This window comes from Marinobacter sp. SBS5, assembly GCF_048285575.1.
In the GTDB taxonomy this organism is placed as follows: domain Bacteria; phylum Pseudomonadota; class Gammaproteobacteria; order Pseudomonadales; family Oleiphilaceae; genus Marinobacter.
Genome location: NZ_JBLWAZ010000004.1, coordinates 118,005 through 134,893, shown reverse-complemented (window position 1 = coordinate 134,893; position 16,889 = coordinate 118,005). Strand labels below are relative to the sequence as shown.

The window sequence follows — 16,889 nt, the reverse complement described above, 5'->3', positions numbered from 1 at the left end:
CGGTTATCCGTTGTTGTTAGCTTTTGCTGCAAGCGTTGCTTCAACGCTGGTTACCAGATTTTGATCGTCTAAGCCTGCGGGAACGATCAGGTTTCTGAAGCCAGCTGCCTCGGCCTGCCGAGCTACTCGTTCGGCCGGAATCACCACAAGAGCCTTACGCAAACTAGTGTGGTGGTCAGTCGCAAGTTCATTGAGATTGTTCAGGGTTTCTCCGGAAAGCGCAATGACCACTTCCGGCCGGAAATCACCAAAAATCTCATCTACCTGTTCTGGAGGATAGTACGGCTGAGCCCGTCGGTACAGTGGCATGACGGAGACTTTCGCTCCGCGCTGCTCCAATGTTTCGCGAATAAGCTCCCGGCCTTGCTCGCCTCGAGCCAATAAAACTTTGTCGCCGGCCAGGTTTTGCAGGGAAGGGAGCTCGAGAAGGGCTTCGCTGGTCCAGCCCTGTTTGGGCTGGCGAGCTTTTAGTCCGCTGCGGGCGAATACCGAGGAAGTGCCAGAGCCGACGCCGTACCATTGAAGACCCAGAGGCATTTGCGGCCACCAGTTGCCGATGTGATCGAGCAACAGGCGTGCCGCAAAGGGACTCACGGCTATTACATGGCTGAAGTTGTCCAGCTCTTGCAGCAGTGTGCGCTGTTCTGGGGTCTCGGGCAGGGGTTCCCTTACCAGCAGTGGCATCAACCGGCATTCCGCACCGGCGGCCCGGAATGCCTCAGCAAGGCGCGAGGCTTCCGGTTCCGGTCGGCAAATGAGGACTCGCCGGCCTTTCAGGTTTGGCCGACCCTGTTGACCGTCAGGTTGGGGTGTGGCCATACACTTCAGCCAAAACTTTATCGGCTCCCATGCCTAGCAGCTGTTCTGCCAGCTCCCGGCCTAGACGTTCGCCTTCGGCTCTTGGTGCCCGGCCTTCAACACGAAGGATTTGGGTGCCATCCACTGAGCCCACCAGGCCTCGAAGCCACAAGGTGTCTTCGTCTTCCAGCAACGCATAAGCAGCAATCGGTACCTGACAACCACCTTCAAGACGACGGTTCATGGCGCGTTCCGCTTTAACCCGGTCAGCCGAGTCTGCATGATTCAGCGGCTCCAGCATTTCTCGCAGCTCGTCGTCGTTCAGTCGGCATTCAATGCCAAGGGCGCCTTGACCGACTGCGGGTAGGCAGAAGGTGTCTGGCAAGCAGTAACGGATGCGGTCGCTAAAGCCAAGGCGCTTCAAGCCGGAACTCGCCAAAATGATGGCGTTGTAGTCGCCAGCATCGAGCTTGGCCAAGCGGGTGTTGACGTTGCCCCGGAGCACTTTGATTTCAAGATCCGGGCGGTTGGCGCGGATCTGAGCTTCCCGGCGCAAGCTTGCGGTGCCTACCACCGCGCCGGCAGGCAGCTCGTCAATGTTAGCGTAGTGGTTGCTAATGAAGGCATCGGTGGGGTCTTCACGCTCACAAATGGCAACCAGCCCAAGCCCTTCCGGAAATGCCATGGGCACGTCTTTCATAGAGTGCACGGCCAGATCGGCACGGCCATCCAGCATGGCTTCTTCCAGTTCTTTCACGAACAGGCCTTTACCGCCAATTTTCGCCAAAGGCACATCGAGGATTTTGTCGCCTTGGGTTTTGATTTTGATCAGTTCGACGGTGATATGGCTATGAAGCCTTTCCAATTCGGACTTGATGAATTCTGCCTGCCACAATGCCAGGGCGCTGCTGCGGGTTGCGATGCGAAGAATACGTTTGGACATTGCACTCACTGTCGTTGAGAAAAATGTAACGATAAGGTTACCTTGAGAGATTGGAAAAGTCCCGCAAGGTGCCCTGATGTACCTCTTTTGAACGCGATTAACACCCCGTCAGGGGGAGGGTTGGTGTTCTTGCAACCATTGGCGGACAGAGCTGGCGTGCCTGCGACTCACCGCAAGGCGGTTGGGCAGGCCTCTGAGCTCCAATTCGTTATGGCCATCACCGGTGCGCCGAAGCGCTTGAATGAACCGGGCGCCCACCAACGTGTGCCGGTGGATGCGTAAAAGTTGGCCGGGGTAGGCCTGTTCCAGTTCCTTCAGGGTGTAGTCACAGACGGTTTCACCGCGGCTATGGTGAAGCGTGACGTATTTTTGATCGGCCTCGCAGTAGTGAATGTCGGCCAATTCAATCAATTCGGTGCCGCGATGGGTACGAACGGCAATCTGCTCGCTGGATGTTTCGGAATCTCGGTTTAAAGCCTGAAGCTGTACCCGGTTGATCTTGCCGGCCCGGGCCAGAGCGTCGGCCAACGCTTCTCGGCGTACCGGTTTTAACAAGTAGGCAACGGCCTGTACCTCAAACGCCTGAATGGCGTAATGATCGTAGGCGGTGCAGAAAATGACGGCAGGTGGATTATTCAGTTGGCTCAATTTTTCTGCGGCCTCCATGCCATCCAGCCCTGGCATGCGAATGTCCAAAAGCACAATGTCAGGCTCGAGTTCGGCCACTTTGTGCAAGGTGTCGTTACCATCGGCTGCTTCGCCGCAGACCTGATAGCCGTCGTGAGCCTCCAGTAATCGCTGGATGCGCTGGCGGGCAAGAGGTTCGTCGTCAGCGATGAGGATGCGCTGTGGTGCTGTGCTCATGGTGACCTTGTGTTTTATCGTTGGCTCTGTTGATTAACCGTCCGGCGCGGCAAGCGCAGGGTGACCGTGTAAATATCGCTCTGCTGGCTCTGCTTGAGTATGGCAGGTTCGCCAAACAGAGCTTGCAGGCGGGCCCGGGTGTTGGCCAGTGCAACCCGATTGCCTTGGTGCTCTTGTTGTTCGGCGTCAGGTTTGGGGTTCTGAACCATTAAATACACGAAATTGCCTTTTGCATAGGCTTCGATGCGAACGGTTCCGCCGGTCGCCTTGGGTTGGATGCCGTGATAGATGGCGTTTTCCACCAGTGGTTGCAGGGTGAGCGGGGGGATCGCCTGATGTTCAAGTCCGGATTGTATCTGCCACTCAAGGTTGAGCCGATCCCCCAAGCGTAGTTCTTCAATGGCCAGGTAACGTTTGCACAGTTCCAGCTCCCGCTTTAGCGGGACCAGTTGATCGTTGGTGCGAAGGCTGGCGCGAAACAACTCTGACAAGTCCAAGACCGCTTCTTCAGCCCGTTCCGGATTGCTGGCAATCAGGCTGGCGATGGTGTTCATGCTGTTGAACAGGAAATGGGGTTGGATTCTGGCCTGCAGCGAAGTGAGCCGGGCCTGCATTTCCGCCTCAGTTTGCTGTTGCCATTGGTGTTGCAGGTAGAAATACCGGAGTACCATGAGTGAAATTAGTAACGCCAAGAGAAGCTTTTTCGCAATGCTTTGCCACGGTGCAAGGGCTTGGGCCGGGTGCAGAACACTGTCGGCGAACAAACTGAAAGCCAGAACATCGAGCAGCACAATGCTGACAATGACCAGTGTGGCGTGCGCGACACTTCGACGGGCCAGCCAAGGTCTGAGGAGGCAGATCAGAGCCGTACTGGTGAGAGTGGCCCATTGCACGAACAGCGACAACAAGCCGAAGTAGTTCCAGTCGATCCAGCTGCGTTCTGCTTGCACGATCGCGAGCACCAGAACCAGCAGCTCGCTGGTAACCAACATCATGAACACCGCTCGTACCCGGCATAAGTCGGGCACGAAAAAATTGGCGGTGCTGGATGCTTGTAGGGTGTGGCTCGGTTTCAGGGAAGTCTCCTTAACCCGGGTCGGAATGTTATACTGCCCAAAATTTCATTTACCCACGGCCGGCCTGATGATGCCGGGCTATCAGCAGGAAAGATAGACCATGTTTTGTACCACACATAGTGTAACTCTCCTGTTGCAGTCTTAAGCCACCCCTTTATACTGAACAAAAATACAGTATTGGAGATCCGAGGGTGGAGTTCCTTCTTGCCACACCAGAGTTTGAAATCAGGGGACATTTCTATGAAGGGTTCCCGATTCTTCTCAAAGCCAATCATGATGTGTTTGTCGAAGGAATGGAATTTCTCGTCCATCACTGCTTGAAACGTGGAAGTGTGCAAAGCCGACGTAGCTGGGAAACTTTTGGAAGGGATCTGTGTGATTATTTCGAGTTCATTGAAGCCAATGGGTTTGATTGGAGAGAGCTTGATCACCGAAACCACGAAACCCTGTTAGCCCTGTATCGCGACGTTTCCTTTGATCGATTTAATCTCAGCGCCTCCACGGTAAACCGACGACTTCACCTCGTGATCAAGTTTTATCAATTTGCCCTCAAACAAGGCTGGGTAAGCACATTGCCGTATGACCTTGAAACGGTGAGAGTCCGGCAGACAAAGGGTTTCCTGGCACACACAGATACGTCCGGGGGGTATGCTGTAAAGCCTGATGTGCTGCTGAAAACCACGCCAACCAAGATCAAAGTCCTCAACAAAGAGCAGGTCGATGAGCTGCTAAAAACCATCAAGAACAAAAATCTCCGATTGATCGTTAGGTTGGCGTTGCTGACGGGTTTGCGGAAAGAAGAGCTGCTGACAATTCCAGTTCACTACATATCTGCACCCCAGTCGATCTCGGCTCGAAGTCATGTGGTGGTTGAGCTTGATCCCCAAGAGATGGGAACCAAGGGAGACAAACCACGGACGATCCATGTGCCGAAATCATTGATGGCGGATCTTTGGGATTACGTGATCCACGAGCGTCACGAAATGATCCGAAAACACGGGACAGACCCAAAAACCCTCTTTGTAACTGCCAAGGGCACTCCCTGGAGCATTCGAACTTCGCTCAACAATCAACTGAACAGATTGGAACTTTCGTTCGACTGCCATCCTCATATACTGCGTCACACCTACGCGACGCATACCCTGAAATCACTGATGTCACGGAAGAGCACCACGTTCAATCCGTTGATCTATGTCCGAGATCGCCTCGGCCACAGCAGCATAACGACCACTGAAAAATACCTGCATTTCCTCGACGACATCGAAGACGACCTGCGCACGAGTTACCAGGAAGAAATTGAGGAAACGGCGAAGGAGGCGGCCTGCGCATGAAAAAGGATTTCACGTTAGAGAGTGATTTTAAGGTTCAGGAGGCTGGCGAGAGGGCGAACAAAGACACTACCGACCCCAGCGATGCTCCGCGATCCTCAGAGCCAGAGAATACGTTGGTTGCCTTTCCCGAAAACACAAGAGGCATAAGAAACACCGACTTCGGGCCGTTTTACGGTCAGGGCTTTGACGAAATTACCGCTGCGTGTCAGCGCACCCTCGAAAAACTGGTTGCCGAGAGTGTCAAGACGAAGGGCAAATCCCTCAGTGTGTCCACGATTGCGGGTTACTGGAGCTCTTTGACGAAATCTACGCCGCTTTTGACGGCAAACGTCAGGCGATTGTCGGTCATTGGTTGGAGCCTGATACCCCGCTCTCCGGCGTTATGGCCGGTCATATCCGCCAAATGCGAAGCCGCTCGGAAGAAGTGCGTACCTACAAAGATCGGAAAGAGATGATTGAGGCCATCAGCGAGCTGGTGTACCTGCGTTCCACCGGCATCGCCTGGTGTACCAACGATACCGGCGTGGATTGTGCGGGTGGCCAATGCGAAGATTGCGAGCACGGTTGTATTGATGATAGTAACAAGCCGTTCTGGGAAGGGCTGTACTTACAACAGATTGAGCTTCGGCAGATCGATGACCTGGACGACTCGGGCTCAAAGACGGTCGAGCGCACCATGGAACGCTGCGAGAAGGTGTTGACCGATCTTGGGATAGACATCATTCGTCTCAAGGAGCAAGTGGCCGATGTCGAAGCCATCTGAATCCGATACCCACAAGCGTATCCGGTTGGCCATTGTTCGATTGGAAAAAGGCCAGCCCAAGGTCGTTGAGAAGGGGCGAAAAGTCTCGGTGGCCGCTGTTGCCGAAGAAGCCGGAGTCAGTCGAGCCCTGATCCACAAAGACTACCCCGACCTGATGGAGCGCATCCGGGGCAATGCCAACAAGGCGATCCAGCGACAGCGGGATAAAAAGCACGAGAAACTCAAAGAGGAACGAGCCAAGAACCGTCAGCTACGGGAAAAGATTGTGAAGCTGACGGAGCAGCGCAACGAGCTCGCTTCCAAAAACGCGACTTTGGAACTCGAAAATCGTCGACTCTCGGCAATCTTGGACAGCAAAAACGTTACAGTTTTGAGGGGGAAGTCGGGTGAGTAGCGCTATACAGATTTTGGCCGGAACGTTTTTCTCCCGCTTCTAAACAAAAGCGAACATTCGCGTCTGCGATTTTCTGGAAGCCTGACTCGACGAGATAGGCAAATGAAACACCAGCGCACGGAAAACTCTTATCAACGGTTCGATTGAAACAGAGACCGTTGCAGCTTGATTCTCTGATGATTCTCAGTTGTTTCCGATTATACTGGTGCCATGAAGCATTCAGAGATTGGCCTGCACATACGAACGTACGATGATGAGGGGAAAAGTCACTCCCACGACCATCATCAACTGGTACTACCCTTAGCCGGAACATTATCTCTGTCAGTAGATACCAGGGAAGGCGAGGTTGCTCAGCGTCGAGCGGCAATCATTCCCGCAGGAATTGGCCATGGATACGCTGCGACCGACGATAATCGGTTTTTGGTTGCAGACGTCCCCGAAGGCTTGGCCCCGGCGCTAGACACGCTACCTTGTTTCGTAGACCTAGATCCAGCATTGCTCCACTACGTCCAGTTCCTTCACGCACAGCTCCAAAATGGGACGGATTCGGATTTTACCCAACATCAAATGCTACTCCTGCTTATTCAGTTGCTTCAGGAGCGCCATGGAAGTCAGCTAAAGTTGGACCGCAGAGTCCAAGCCGCAAAACAATTTCTGGACGAAAACTTCAGTCGACGCTTGTCCTTGGCCGAGGCGGCTGCCGTGGCACATCTGAGCATTCGGCAGTTGAACGATCTGTTTCGGCGCCAGGTCGGCATGACGCCGCATCAATACCTCACAGAGTTGCGAATGAAAGAAGCTTGGCGGCTTTTGGAGCAGTCGGGGCTCAGAGTCCAGCATGTTGCCGACGCTGTCGGCTATTCGTCGTTATCAGCCTTTAGCGACCGGTTCAGAGCCCACTTTGGTAAAGCGCCCAGCCACTTTCGCCGTATTTCGAAATAGTTCCGCCAGGATTTGAAAGTTCCTCTTCTCCGCACTGGATATCCTTCAGAAATCATTCACACGTGAGAATTTCAAGGAGGGTTATATGGCATCCGTTAACGCCGCAACTTGGATCGGGTCGATTTCCGTTCTGTTATGGGGCACGTTGGCATTGCTGACCAAGCTTTCCGGTGGCGAGATTCCAGAGTTTCAGCTCATGGCCATGACCTTCGGCATCGCTTTCCTGTTGATGTGCGGTCGTTGGGTCTTCTCGGGACATTCCGGTGCGCATTATTTACGGCAATCGCCGCTTGCATGGTGCATCGGCATCGTTGGTTTGTTTGGTTATCACTTTGCCTACTTCAAGGCCATGACACTGGCCCCGGCCGTTGAAGTCAGCCTGCTGGCTTACCTCTGGCCGCTGCTGATCGTCCTGCTGTCGGCCTTCCTGCCGGGCGAGAAACTACGAGCTCAGTACATCGTTGGGGCCCTGGTTGCCCTGGCAGGTTGTTGGTTGTTGATCAGCCGTAATGCTGACGGATTCGCCTGGGAGAACCTGCCGGGTTACCTGGTGGCTCTGTCCTGTGCTCTGATCTGGTCATCTTATTCCGTTCTCAGCAGACTGGTTCGCTCGGTACCGACCGATGCAGTGGGCTGGTTCTGCGGTGTTACGGCCATTCTGGCGTTGATTTGCCACCTTTTGTGGGAGGAAACGGTATGGCCAGAAGGCGTACTTCAATGGATTGGCGTGGTCGGACTGGGCCTCGGACCGGTGGGCGTAGCGTTCTTCACCTGGGACCATGGTGTAAAGCATGGAAACATCCAGTTACTGGGAACCCTGGCATACAGTGCGCCACTCATTTCAGTGATCCTTTTGATCCTTGCCGGATTCGGCGAGGCTACGGTTGCGGTGTTGAGTGCCAGCATTCTGATCGTCATTGGTTCTTTGATCGCGGGTCGTGCGAAAAGCCGGACGGTCGCCGAGCCAGAATTGTTAACAGACTAACTACGTCGAAGGAGCAGTGAGATGATTACTTGGGACGATTTCGAGAAGGTTGAACTGCGGATCGGGACCATCATTGACGTGACGGATTTTCCCGAGGCGCGCAAACCTGCCTATAAATTGCGAGTGGATTTCGGGTCGGACATTGGTATTCGGAAATCGAGTGCACAGATTACGAACCTCTATGGCAAGGATGAGCTCATCGGCAAGCAGGTTCTGGCCGTCACCAATTTTCCGCCCAAACAAATCGGCCCTTTTTTGTCGGAGTGCCTGGTTACTGGCGTGCAAACGGAGAAGGGCGCAGTTACCTTGGTAAGACCGGACGTGCAGGTGGATAACGGGGAGCGCTTGTTCTGAGGTTCGGCGGCTTACACATCACAAGCCAGCCAAATTTCGAGTCCAAGTGAGGGTGATGAAGGGGACAGAGTCTCTTATGCTGGCAAGGGTGAGTGGAAAGCTCACCGTTGCCACGCTCCTCCGATTCGCTGCTCCAAAATAGCCGCAAAGCTCCGCGTAATCGTCCAAGGCACATGTCCGCTTTGCGACCGGTTAAGCAGCAGAGAACAATCTTCTGAGCCATCCTTAAAGGCCCCTACCCTCCGATGAGGGCCATGTCATGACATTTCCTATCAGCAAAGCTCCCTGGAACAAGGGAAAGCTCGTTGGCCAGAAATTACCGCTCAAACTCGAACAAATATGGGCCATTCGTATTCGGTTGGAGATCGCAAAGAACATCCGCGAGCTGGCGATGTTCAACATGGCAATTGATTGCAAACTCCGATCTTGCGATATGGTAAAGCTCTTGGTTCGAGATATTTCCAGAAACGGAGAGGTTCTGGATCGGGCGCAAGTCATTCAGCAGAAAACCAGTCAACCTGTTCAGTTTGAGATAACGAAAAAGACGCGCGAATCGGTCGAAGCGTGGATCGAATTGCGCGGACTTTCAGGTCTGGATTATTTGTGGCCGAGTCGGATGAGAAAGTTTGACCACATCACTACTCATCAATATGCCCGTCTCGTCAAAAAGTGGATAACCAGTATTGAGCTTGACCCTTCAGTCTACGCAACCCATTCAATGAGACGTAGCAAAGCGACATTGATTTACAAGAAGACCAAAAATCTTCGAGCTGTGCAGCTGCTATTGGGACACACAAACATGTCGAGCACCGTGCGATACCTTGGCGTCGAAGTCGAGGATGCTCTGGAGATAGCAGAGAGTATTGAGATCTAGTTGCGTAACTTGTGTCCTTCGTCCCTGTGGATGCCGCAGACACTGCCAGCCCCGGTCGATGATCACCCTCGGGTTTCGATCAGGCTCCTTCAGTCGTTTAAACAAAAGCGAACATTGGTAAAGGTGCACGCTTATCCTCGGAAAGCATCTCTTCTCGCCGCACCTAAACGGGCTATTTAGGGTTGTAGCTGAATGCCAGCAACTCAGTCGAAGAGATCAGAATTTATACCAGTTCGTCTTCGGCTGCTCCTTCTGCGTCCGGCAACCGATCAGTCTCGGCTCAGCGTAACACCAATCGCATTGTGATTCCCTGCGCTGGTAGGTCCTGTCGTGATCGAATGCTTGGTGGACCACGCCCGGCAATGCGTCGTGCTGGTGCATGATCTGCTGCACCTGTCGGCATTGATGAAATCTGGCTGGTCACTGAACCACTGGGCATGCGGACCGGACCTGACAAAGGCCTTGTTAAGGGTCATTCAGGTATTAGGCTCAAGTAGGAAACCAGCTGCGCGTGAGTGAGAGGCGGTTATCCGCTCTGGTTCAGAGCTTACCCTGGCAGGAATGATTGCCCCGAAAGTTAAGCCGCTACTCGATCGTTCTGTTTATGTGACGATCAGTTCAGCATACCGGCCTACCGGATCCAGTCTTTTTTTGCTAGATTTAAATTACTGGTTTAACCTTGGACAAGGAGCGCGAGATGAATGTTTCCCAGAAGATCAATGGTTCCATAGCAAGCATGGTAAGTCAGCCGGGGGTAGCGAGCGTTGTATCGATTGTCTCTCGTTTTTTGTTGGCCTACATCTTTCTCGTTTCGGGCTATGGGAAAATCACCGGCTATGAAGGGACCGCTGGGTATATGGAATCGATGGGCGTCTCCGCGGGCCTGTTGCCCCTCGTCATTCTCGCAGAAATTGGTGGAGGCATTGCACTGCTCATCGGGTTTCAGGCTCGCCTCGCTGCGCTGGGGCTGGCGGTGTTCTCCATTGCGGCGGCGTTTATTTTCCATGGCGCCGATGACATGAATCAACAGATTCACTTCATGAAAAACCTGGCCATCGCAGGTGGTCTGCTTGTCGTTTTTCTCAATGGGGCTGGAAAGCTTAGTCTGGATGCTGAAAGCAGAACATAAAGGTTCAACGGGAGATTCGATATGAGCAATCTGACCACGACGGTGCCATGGGAGTGCCAAGTTGCGGAATCATGCGGTGCCATCGAATTGCTGATTCAGCCGCGGGACAAAGACTTGGGCGGATTTTCGGTTCGACGGGTGCTTCCGACGAAAGAGCGTCAGATGGTCGGGCCGTGGATCTTTTTTGATCACATGGGGCCGGCCTACTTTCCAGCGGGAACGGGCATTAACGTGCGCCCTCACCCCCACATCAATCTTGCCACGGTCACCTACCTGTTTGAGGGCGAGATCCTTCACCGGGATTCCCTGGGTAGTGTTCAACCCATCAAACCGGGTGATATCAACTTGATGGTAGCCGGTCGAGGGATCGTGCATTCAGAGCGTGAGCGGCCTGAAATCACCGCGACAGACCACACTCTGCATGGGCTTCAGCTCTGGTTGGCCCTGCCGGAGGGCCAGGAGGAAATTGATCCGGCGTTCATGCACTATCCCGGCGACTCCATTCCCTCAATCGATATCGATGGCGTACCCGTTCGGGTCATCATGGGTAGCGCCTATGGCCTGACGTCGCCGGTCAAAGTGTATGCGGACACCCTGTATATCGAAGCCTACCTCCAAAAGGGCCAAAGCCTAACGCTGCCGTTTGCTCAAGAACGGGCACTCTACGTCGCCCAAGGTTCACTCAAGGCTAAAGGCTCCGAGATTCCCGAGCATGCCATGGCGGTGCTTGGTCCCGAACAGGGTATCGAGGTTACCGCGCAGGAAGAAACCCGCCTGGCGGTTATTGGCGGCGAACCTTTTTCACGGCGCCACATGCTTTGGAATTTCGTCTCCAGCCGTAAAGAACGGATTGAGCAGGCCAAGGTGGACTGGAAAGAGGGCCGTTTTCCGGTCGTGCCAGGGGACGAAGAGGAATTCATTCCGTTCCCGGACTAGCTACCAAGAGGAGCACAAACATGCAGTTTGAACACGTGGTGCAAGTCAACGATCTCAATGACTCGTCGATTCCGGTTTTATCCCGGGAGCAACTTTGGAAGGGCCTTGTGCTTCGGGCCACCTCCCCTCAACATTTCGTGATTGGGCTTGGTGAATTCGATGTGAGTTGGCTGAGTGATGAGCGCTTGCGGCGCAGGCTCGAACTGCCCGGAGTTGAGGTTGAAGACGTGGTGACCTTCGAACCGGAGCATTGCGTTCATTACGAAATCTCTCCGACTCCTACCGTCGCTGGCGGGAGCCTTACGATGACTATTGAGGAACCAGAAGATGAGGCGCTGTTTGTGCGCTTCACCTACTGTGCGCGCTACTTAGAGGATATAGGCGACGACATGCCCTACGATCTCTTTGTCCAGCAAGCCTACATCGCGTCAGATATTGACACGATCAAAGTGATTCGTGATCGAGCAACCACTCACTGATACTCCGGGAACCGGAAATCAACGTCGTCCATTGCTTCAGCGATGAAGTCCAGAAAAGCCCGCACTGCTGGCAACAGTCCCCGACGAGACGGAAACACCGCGTGGAAAATCCCGCCCCGTGGTTTCCAGTCGGGGAGTACGCTCACTAGCCTGCCCTCAAGTAAATCCCGTCCGCCCACTATAAGAGGCATTTTTACGACCCCCAAACCACCGAGGGCTGCCTGTTGGAGCGTGAACACATCGTCTGTCACCAGCTTCGGTTCGTGATGGATCTGTACGGATGTACCGTCGGGGCCATCCAGACTCCAGACATGCTGACCATCCCACTGTTCGAAATCTATGCTGGGAAACCGCGTAAGGTCCTCGGGCTTTTCCGGCATCCCCTTAAGATCCACAATCTGTGGTGCGGCCATCAGGCACTGGGGGCTTTTTGACAGCACTTTCATGGTCAACCCGCTGTCCTCCAACGGGGGGAAACGCACCCGCAGAGCCACGTCAAATCCCTCGCGAACGACATCTACCCGGCGGCTCGTTGCATCCATTTCTATCCGCACTTCCGGGTATTTCTGCATGAACCTCACCACCAAGGGAGCCACCAGGAAATAGATCAGTCCCGGCGGGCAGCTGACCCGGATTAAGCCCTTGGGCTCCGATCGTGAACGGTCGATTACCTCCTGAGCCGCTTCTGCTTCAACCAACATCGCCTGGCAGTGTCGGTAATACTCTTTACCCAGCTCAGTCACAGTAAACGTTCGTGTCGAGCGGTTTATCAGACGGGTGTCCAGACGGTGCTCCAGTTCGGCGATGCGCCGGCTTAGTTTGGACTTTGGCACCCCCATCGCCCGGCCAGCCGGGGCAAATCCGCCGTGGTCCACCACTTTCACGTAATAGTAGAGGTCGTTCAGGTCTTGCATGAGAGGTCGTCCTATTTCTGGAACTCTGAGTATAAATTCCGGTGGCTACAAAAACCAACACCTCTGATCTATATTTACCTAACTCACTTTAACAACCTGATAGGAGGGACCATGAAGAAGATTTTGACTACATACAGCCCTCCCTATGGTCACTGGGTAGGCAACGGCTTTCCTGTCCGCTCCCTGTTTTCCTATGACCGGATGGGGGCAGACAGCATCACGCCCTTCCTGCTACTGGACTACGCCGGGCCCGCCACCTTTGCACCAACCAAGGGCAAACGCGGCGTTGGCCAACACCCGCACCGCGGCTTCGAGACGGTAACCCTGGTGTATCAGGGTGAACTTGAACACCGAGACACTTCCGGCGCCGGTGGCACCATCGGCGCAGGTGACGTGCAATGGATGACAGCTGGCGCCGGCATTATTCATGAGGAGTTCCACTCCCGCGCGTTCTCCGAAAGGGGCGGCCCGCTGGAAATGGTTCAGCTTTGGGTGAACCTGCCCGCGAGCGCAAAGGCCACTCCGGCGGCTTATCAGACGCTGCTGGACGCCGACATACCGAAGGTGGATCTGGGGCGATCAGGGCAACTTCGGGTGGTGGCAGGCCAGTATCTGGAACACCAGGGGCCTGCCATAACCCACACGCCCATCAACGTTTGGGACATTCGCCTGGAGCCGGGAGCGCAACTGGAGCTGACCGTACCCGAGGGGCACACCACGTTGTTGGTGGCTTTGAAGGGCACCGTTCAGGTCAATGGCGAGGAAATTCTTCGGGATGCCGAATTGGCCAGCTTTAGTCGAAATGGCAAGAGTGTAGCGCTGGAATCGAATAACAGCGCGCATCTGCTGATGCTGACTGGAGAGCCCATTGACGAGCCTGTGGCCGGACAAGGTCCGTTTGTCATGAACACGCAAGAGGAAATCCAGCAGGCCATCACGGACTTCCAAAACGGAACGTTCGGCCAGCTGAGCCACTAGCCTTCCGTCTCAAGGCTAGCGGCAGAGGCCCGACCTAAGTGGCCGGGCCCAAATCAACCAGGGGACACAAGGAGATAGATCATGTCTTTTCAATACAAACGATTGGATAAAGATGACGTAGCCCTCTTGATGGTCGACCACCAAGCTGGTTTGCTGTCGTTGGTTCGAGACTTCTCGCCGGACGATTTCAAGAACAACGTTCTGGCATTGGCAGACATCGCCAAGTTCTTCAACATCCCGACGATTCTGACCACCAGTTTTGAAGATGGTCCGAACGGCCCGATGGTCCCTGAGATCAAAGCCGCATTCCCGGATGCGCCCTACTTCGCCCGCCCTGGCCAGATCAACGCCTGGGATAACGAAGATTTCGTCAATGCCGTCAAAGCAACCGGCAAGAAGCAGCTGCTGATCGCGGGTGTCGTGACGGAAGTGTGCGTGGCTTTCCCTGCACTTTCAGCGCTGGAAGAAGGTTTCGATGTATTCGTCGTTACCGACGCTTCCGGTACCTTCAATCCAGTTACTCGTGACGGCGCCTGGAGCCGCATGCAGGCAGCGGGTGCGCAACTGGTCAATTGGTTCGCCGTTGCCGGCGAGCTGCACCGCGACTGGCGGAATGATATCGAAGGCTTTGGTGGCATTCTCGCCAATCATTTGCCGCATTACTCGAACCTTATGCAGAGCTACGCCTCTCAGCAGAAATAAAATGAGATCGCACACCCGGGTGGGCCGAGCCCTCCGCGGGTGTGCTGTTCCCATAAGGACGTGGTTGAAAACATGAGCAACGAAGAGAATCTCGACCAGGGCGGAGACGCCATCAACGTCCATTACGACACCGGGCGTACAATCTTCATTAGGCACACCGTTCGCCCCCAACTGAAAAATCGGTACGAAACCTGGCTTCGGCAAATTATAGAAGCCGCGGCGCAATTTCCTGGCCACCAGGGCGTTCACGTGATGCGGCCCAACGAAGGAAACGATACCTTCGAAATTTCCGTTCGATTTTCCAACAATGATGCGGCAGAGCATTGGCTCAAATCGGATATCAGGCGGGAACTGGTTTCTGACATAACCTCAGCCCTGGCCGCAGACGAACACGTGGAAATAAAGAGCGGGATCGATTTCTGGTTCACGCCACCCGCCTCAAAAGCCAAACAGCCCACTCGCTGGAAGCAATGGTTGATCACCACCTCCGTTATTTGGCCTCTAACCATGGTGGTGCCTCTGGGTTACCAACCCTTATTTGACGCAGTCCCTGAATTGGGAACCTGGGGAATCCGACACGGGTTCATTGCGGCGACTATAGTTGCGTTAGTGGTTTACCTGATCATGCCCCGGATCGTCCGGTTAGTGGCGCCCTGGTTATTTAGATAAGACCGAATTTGGTGATCTTATGCTCGTACCGACGCAAGTACACCTGAAAAACCGAGCCATGCTGTACCTGCTGGTTTGCCTTTGGACCAGCAACGCTTCGGCGGATGATGTCAATGGAACCTGGTTCCTGTCCGTGGACAACGACACCTTTGCCCAGTCAGATGATCACTACACCAATGGACTTCAGATCGGATGGGTATCCGGCTACCTGGAGGAATTCAGCGAAGGGCCGGTACCCGATATAGTCGCAGCGGGCGTGAGCCGTTTACCGCTCATCAACGGTCAGGGACGCCAACGATTCATCAGCCACAGCCTATCCCACCGAATTTTCACGCCTAACGACACAGACACCACAGAACCCATCGAAAACGATATGCCCTACAGTGGCTTACTGTTCGGAACGTTCACCGCTGGCGCACAAGACGAGGAAAAAATGGACGCTTTTTCCTTCCACTACGGCCTTGCCGGACCCAGCGCCCAGGGCGAAAACGTTCAGAATGAATTCCATCGGCTAATCGGGGCTGATCAAGTCAACGGGTGGGATAACCAAATTGGCGACGAAATCCTGCTGAACTTGGGCTACGAACACCGACGAAGACTGACCAGTTTTGGCAGCACAAACGGTTGGGGTGGCGACGTTATCGGCCAACTGGGAGGCACACTGGGCAACCTTATTTCAATGGCTACGGCCGGGGTGGGCGCCCGATTTGGTTGGGGAGTACCCGACGACTACGGTATTCCTCCCCAGTTTTTCGGCGAAGAAACCATTGGATCTCGCCCTTACACATCTTATGGAACGGACACAGGCGTCTGGTTATTCACGTTGCTAAACGGCTCCTATATCGCAAACGCCATATTCTGGGACGGCAACACATTCAAGGACAGTATGTCCGTTGATTACGACCCAGGCATTCTCAGACTCTATGTCGGGGTAAAGGCTCGCTCTGGCGACTGGAGCGGCAGTTTTTCTGTAGTCAAAACCACTGTGCCCTGGGATAACCCCACGGACAGGAATAGTCAGACCTACGGCCGCATTGGCTTGACCTACACTTACTGATCACGCGTCTTAGGACGTCATCACGAGGAGAAGCTGATTATGTCTCTGAAACTTCATACTATCATTTGCAGTACCCGACCCGGTCGTGTGGGCCCGTCAGTCGCCAAATGGTTCCATGAATTCGCCAACGGCCAGGGCCAGTTTGAGTCAACTCTGGTCGACCTCGCCGACTTCCAATTGCCCGTATACAACGAACCCAACCACCCTCGCCTCCAGAAATACGAGCACGAACACACACGGGCCTGGTCCAGGAGCGTCTCTGAGGCCGATGCCTATGCCTTCGTCATCCCCGAGTACAACTACTGTCCTCCTCCGCCTTTCATAAACGCGCTGGATTACGTCTACAACGAGTGGAATTACAAGCCATGCGGATTTGTCAGTTACGGTGGTGTCTCTGGCGGTTTACGCTCCGCTCAGTTGGCAAAACAGCTGGTGACCACCGTAAAGATGATGCCAATGATGGAGGGTGTGATGGTGCAGACACCTTGGTCCTTGCTTGATAGTGAGAAAAAATTCACGCCCAATGAGCATCATGAGGATTCTGGCAAGGCTCTGCTGACCGAGCTTGAGAAATGGGCCCGCGCCCTCAAAACAATTCGCACTGAAAGCTAGATCGCTTCTCGCTCAATTCACGGTACTGAACCGCCTTGAGACAGCCACGTTGTTTGGACATCCCCCGGCAACGCTTAACCTCCCATAAC

20 protein-coding genes are annotated in these 16,889 nt (G+C 54.3%); 15 read left to right on the top strand and 5 right to left on the bottom strand.

Annotation, left to right across the window (positions count from 1 at the left end):
- Positions 1-3: 3 nt before the first annotated feature.
- The 4 genes from ACNQ6O_RS12195 to ACNQ6O_RS12180 all read right to left on the bottom strand — a co-directional run bounded on the left by ACNQ6O_RS12195 (position 4) and on the right by ACNQ6O_RS12180 (position 3,600).
- Entirely contained in the window at positions 4-819 is an 816-nt protein-coding gene (locus tag ACNQ6O_RS12195; protein WP_418053501.1) for a uroporphyrinogen-III synthase, read from the bottom strand.
- Positions 800-1,741, bottom strand: coding sequence for a hydroxymethylbilane synthase (hemC, locus tag ACNQ6O_RS12190; RefSeq protein WP_418053500.1), 942 nt, complete (start codon positions 1,739-1,741; stop codon positions 800-802). The genes ACNQ6O_RS12195 and hemC overlap by 20 nt, the downstream gene beginning before the upstream one ends.
- Positions 1,742-1,849: 108 nt before the next feature.
- Positions 1,850-2,605 carry a LytR/AlgR family response regulator transcription factor gene (locus ACNQ6O_RS12185; protein ID WP_418053499.1) on the bottom strand — a complete coding sequence of 252 codons (756 nt, stop codon included), beginning with the start codon at positions 2,603-2,605 and terminating at the stop codon, positions 1,850-1,852.
- A gap of 14 nt (positions 2,606-2,619) precedes the next feature.
- Positions 2,620-3,600, bottom strand: coding sequence for a sensor histidine kinase (locus tag ACNQ6O_RS12180; RefSeq protein WP_418053498.1), 981 nt, complete (start codon positions 3,598-3,600; stop codon positions 2,620-2,622).
- Positions 3,601-3,872: 272 nt separating this feature from the next.
- Between ACNQ6O_RS12180 and ACNQ6O_RS12175 the strand changes: the two genes are divergently transcribed.
- The 10 genes from ACNQ6O_RS12175 (at position 3,873) to ACNQ6O_RS12130 (ending at position 11,868) form a co-directional block, all read left to right on the top strand.
- Positions 3,873-5,012, top strand: a complete 1,140-nt coding sequence (locus ACNQ6O_RS12175; RefSeq protein ID WP_418053497.1) for a tyrosine-type recombinase/integrase — start codon at positions 3,873-3,875, stop codon at positions 5,010-5,012.
- Positions 5,013-5,214: 202 nt separating this feature from the next.
- On the top strand, positions 5,215-5,775 hold the full coding sequence (locus tag ACNQ6O_RS12170; RefSeq protein WP_418053496.1) for a hypothetical protein: 561 nt from the start codon (positions 5,215-5,217) through the stop codon (positions 5,773-5,775).
- Positions 5,759-6,169, top strand: a complete 411-nt coding sequence (locus ACNQ6O_RS12165) for a DUF6262 family protein (RefSeq protein ID WP_418053495.1) — start codon at positions 5,759-5,761, stop codon at positions 6,167-6,169. Before ACNQ6O_RS12170 ends, ACNQ6O_RS12165 begins: the two co-directional genes overlap by 17 nt.
- A gap of 210 nt (positions 6,170-6,379) precedes the next feature.
- The gene (locus ACNQ6O_RS12160; RefSeq protein WP_418053494.1) at positions 6,380-7,111 is read left to right on the top strand and encodes a helix-turn-helix domain-containing protein; all 732 of its coding nucleotides are present in this window, start codon (positions 6,380-6,382) and stop codon (positions 7,109-7,111) included.
- Positions 7,112-7,196: 85 nt separating this feature from the next.
- Positions 7,197-8,096: a DMT family transporter gene (locus ACNQ6O_RS12155; RefSeq protein ID WP_418053493.1), complete on the top strand. Its 900-nt coding sequence runs from the start codon at positions 7,197-7,199 to the stop codon at positions 8,094-8,096.
- 21 nt (positions 8,097-8,117) lie between these two features.
- Positions 8,118-8,450: a tRNA-binding protein gene (locus ACNQ6O_RS12150; RefSeq protein ID WP_418053492.1), complete on the top strand. Its 333-nt coding sequence runs from the start codon at positions 8,118-8,120 to the stop codon at positions 8,448-8,450.
- Positions 8,451-8,709: 259 nt separating this feature from the next.
- Positions 8,710-9,324, top strand: coding sequence for a tyrosine-type recombinase/integrase (locus tag ACNQ6O_RS12145; RefSeq protein WP_418053491.1), 615 nt, complete (start codon positions 8,710-8,712; stop codon positions 9,322-9,324).
- A gap of 697 nt (positions 9,325-10,021) precedes the next feature.
- A complete protein-coding gene (locus ACNQ6O_RS12140) occupies positions 10,022-10,453 on the top strand; it encodes a DoxX family protein (RefSeq protein ID WP_418053490.1) in 432 nt (143 codons plus the stop codon).
- 21 nt (positions 10,454-10,474) lie between these two features.
- Positions 10,475-11,389 (top strand): pirin family protein, encoded by a 915-nt coding sequence (locus ACNQ6O_RS12135; protein ID WP_418053489.1) that lies wholly within the window; start codon positions 10,475-10,477, stop codon positions 11,387-11,389.
- Between the two features lie 20 nt (positions 11,390-11,409).
- The gene (locus ACNQ6O_RS12130; protein ID WP_418053488.1) at positions 11,410-11,868 is read left to right on the top strand and encodes an SRPBCC family protein; all 459 of its coding nucleotides are present in this window, start codon (positions 11,410-11,412) and stop codon (positions 11,866-11,868) included.
- On the opposite strand, the gene ACNQ6O_RS12125 is transcribed toward ACNQ6O_RS12130, so the two are convergent.
- Positions 11,862-12,782, bottom strand: a complete 921-nt coding sequence (locus ACNQ6O_RS12125) for a LysR substrate-binding domain-containing protein (protein WP_418053487.1) — start codon at positions 12,780-12,782, stop codon at positions 11,862-11,864. The two genes, ACNQ6O_RS12130 and ACNQ6O_RS12125, sit on opposite strands and share 7 nt — an antisense overlap.
- A gap of 111 nt (positions 12,783-12,893) precedes the next feature.
- Between ACNQ6O_RS12125 and ACNQ6O_RS12120 the strand changes: the two genes are divergently transcribed.
- From ACNQ6O_RS12120 to ACNQ6O_RS12100, 5 genes are all read left to right on the top strand, one after another.
- Positions 12,894-13,760: a pirin family protein gene (locus ACNQ6O_RS12120; protein WP_418053486.1), complete on the top strand. Its 867-nt coding sequence runs from the start codon at positions 12,894-12,896 to the stop codon at positions 13,758-13,760.
- An 81-nt stretch (positions 13,761-13,841) separates the two neighbouring features.
- Positions 13,842-14,462: an isochorismate family cysteine hydrolase YcaC gene (gene ycaC / locus ACNQ6O_RS12115; RefSeq protein ID WP_418053485.1), complete on the top strand. Its 621-nt coding sequence runs from the start codon at positions 13,842-13,844 to the stop codon at positions 14,460-14,462.
- 72 nt (positions 14,463-14,534) lie between these two features.
- Positions 14,535-15,131 (top strand): antibiotic biosynthesis monooxygenase, encoded by a 597-nt coding sequence (locus ACNQ6O_RS12110; RefSeq protein ID WP_418053484.1) that lies wholly within the window; start codon positions 14,535-14,537, stop codon positions 15,129-15,131.
- A gap of 19 nt (positions 15,132-15,150) precedes the next feature.
- Complete coding sequence (locus ACNQ6O_RS12105; RefSeq protein ID WP_418053483.1) at positions 15,151-16,188, top strand: lipid A deacylase LpxR family protein; 1,038 nt, start codon at positions 15,151-15,153, stop codon at positions 16,186-16,188.
- Positions 16,189-16,227: 39 nt separating this feature from the next.
- Positions 16,228-16,800 (top strand): NADPH-dependent FMN reductase, encoded by a 573-nt coding sequence (locus ACNQ6O_RS12100; protein WP_418053482.1) that lies wholly within the window; start codon positions 16,228-16,230, stop codon positions 16,798-16,800.
- Positions 16,801-16,889 lie beyond the last annotated feature (89 nt).

Bases quoted from the DNA above. Each gene is read 5' to 3' on its own strand.
- ACNQ6O_RS12105 (WP_418053483.1), top strand. From the start codon at position 15,151: ATGCTCGTACCGACGCAAGTACACCTGAAAAACCGAGCCATGCTGTAC.
- ACNQ6O_RS12125 (WP_418053487.1), bottom strand. From the start codon at position 12,782: ATGCAAGACCTGAACGACCTCTACTATTACGTGAAAGTGGTGGACCAC.
- ACNQ6O_RS12150 (WP_418053492.1), top strand. From the start codon at position 8,118: ATGATTACTTGGGACGATTTCGAGAAGGTTGAACTGCGGATCGGGACC.
- ACNQ6O_RS12155 (WP_418053493.1), top strand. From the start codon at position 7,197: ATGGCATCCGTTAACGCCGCAACTTGGATCGGGTCGATTTCCGTTCTG.
- ACNQ6O_RS12185 (WP_418053499.1), bottom strand. From the start codon at position 2,605: ATGAGCACAGCACCACAGCGCATCCTCATCGCTGACGACGAACCTCTT.
- ACNQ6O_RS12165 (WP_418053495.1), top strand. From the start codon at position 5,759: ATGTCGAAGCCATCTGAATCCGATACCCACAAGCGTATCCGGTTGGCC.
- hemC (WP_418053500.1), bottom strand. From the start codon at position 1,741: ATGTCCAAACGTATTCTTCGCATCGCAACCCGCAGCAGCGCCCTGGCA.
- ACNQ6O_RS12110 (WP_418053484.1), top strand. From the start codon at position 14,535: ATGAGCAACGAAGAGAATCTCGACCAGGGCGGAGACGCCATCAACGTC.
- ACNQ6O_RS12120 (WP_418053486.1), top strand. From the start codon at position 12,894: ATGAAGAAGATTTTGACTACATACAGCCCTCCCTATGGTCACTGGGTA.
- ACNQ6O_RS12160 (WP_418053494.1), top strand. From the start codon at position 6,380: ATGAAGCATTCAGAGATTGGCCTGCACATACGAACGTACGATGATGAG.
- ACNQ6O_RS12195 (WP_418053501.1), bottom strand. From the start codon at position 819: ATGGCCACACCCCAACCTGACGGTCAACAGGGTCGGCCAAACCTGAAA.
- ACNQ6O_RS12100 (WP_418053482.1), top strand. From the start codon at position 16,228: ATGTCTCTGAAACTTCATACTATCATTTGCAGTACCCGACCCGGTCGT.
- ACNQ6O_RS12140 (WP_418053490.1), top strand. From the start codon at position 10,022: ATGAATGTTTCCCAGAAGATCAATGGTTCCATAGCAAGCATGGTAAGT.
- ACNQ6O_RS12180 (WP_418053498.1), bottom strand. From the start codon at position 3,600: ATGATGTTGGTTACCAGCGAGCTGCTGGTTCTGGTGCTCGCGATCGTG.
- ACNQ6O_RS12145 (WP_418053491.1), top strand. From the start codon at position 8,710: ATGACATTTCCTATCAGCAAAGCTCCCTGGAACAAGGGAAAGCTCGTT.
- ACNQ6O_RS12130 (WP_418053488.1), top strand. From the start codon at position 11,410: ATGCAGTTTGAACACGTGGTGCAAGTCAACGATCTCAATGACTCGTCG.
- ycaC (WP_418053485.1), top strand. From the start codon at position 13,842: ATGTCTTTTCAATACAAACGATTGGATAAAGATGACGTAGCCCTCTTG.
- ACNQ6O_RS12135 (WP_418053489.1), top strand. From the start codon at position 10,475: ATGAGCAATCTGACCACGACGGTGCCATGGGAGTGCCAAGTTGCGGAA.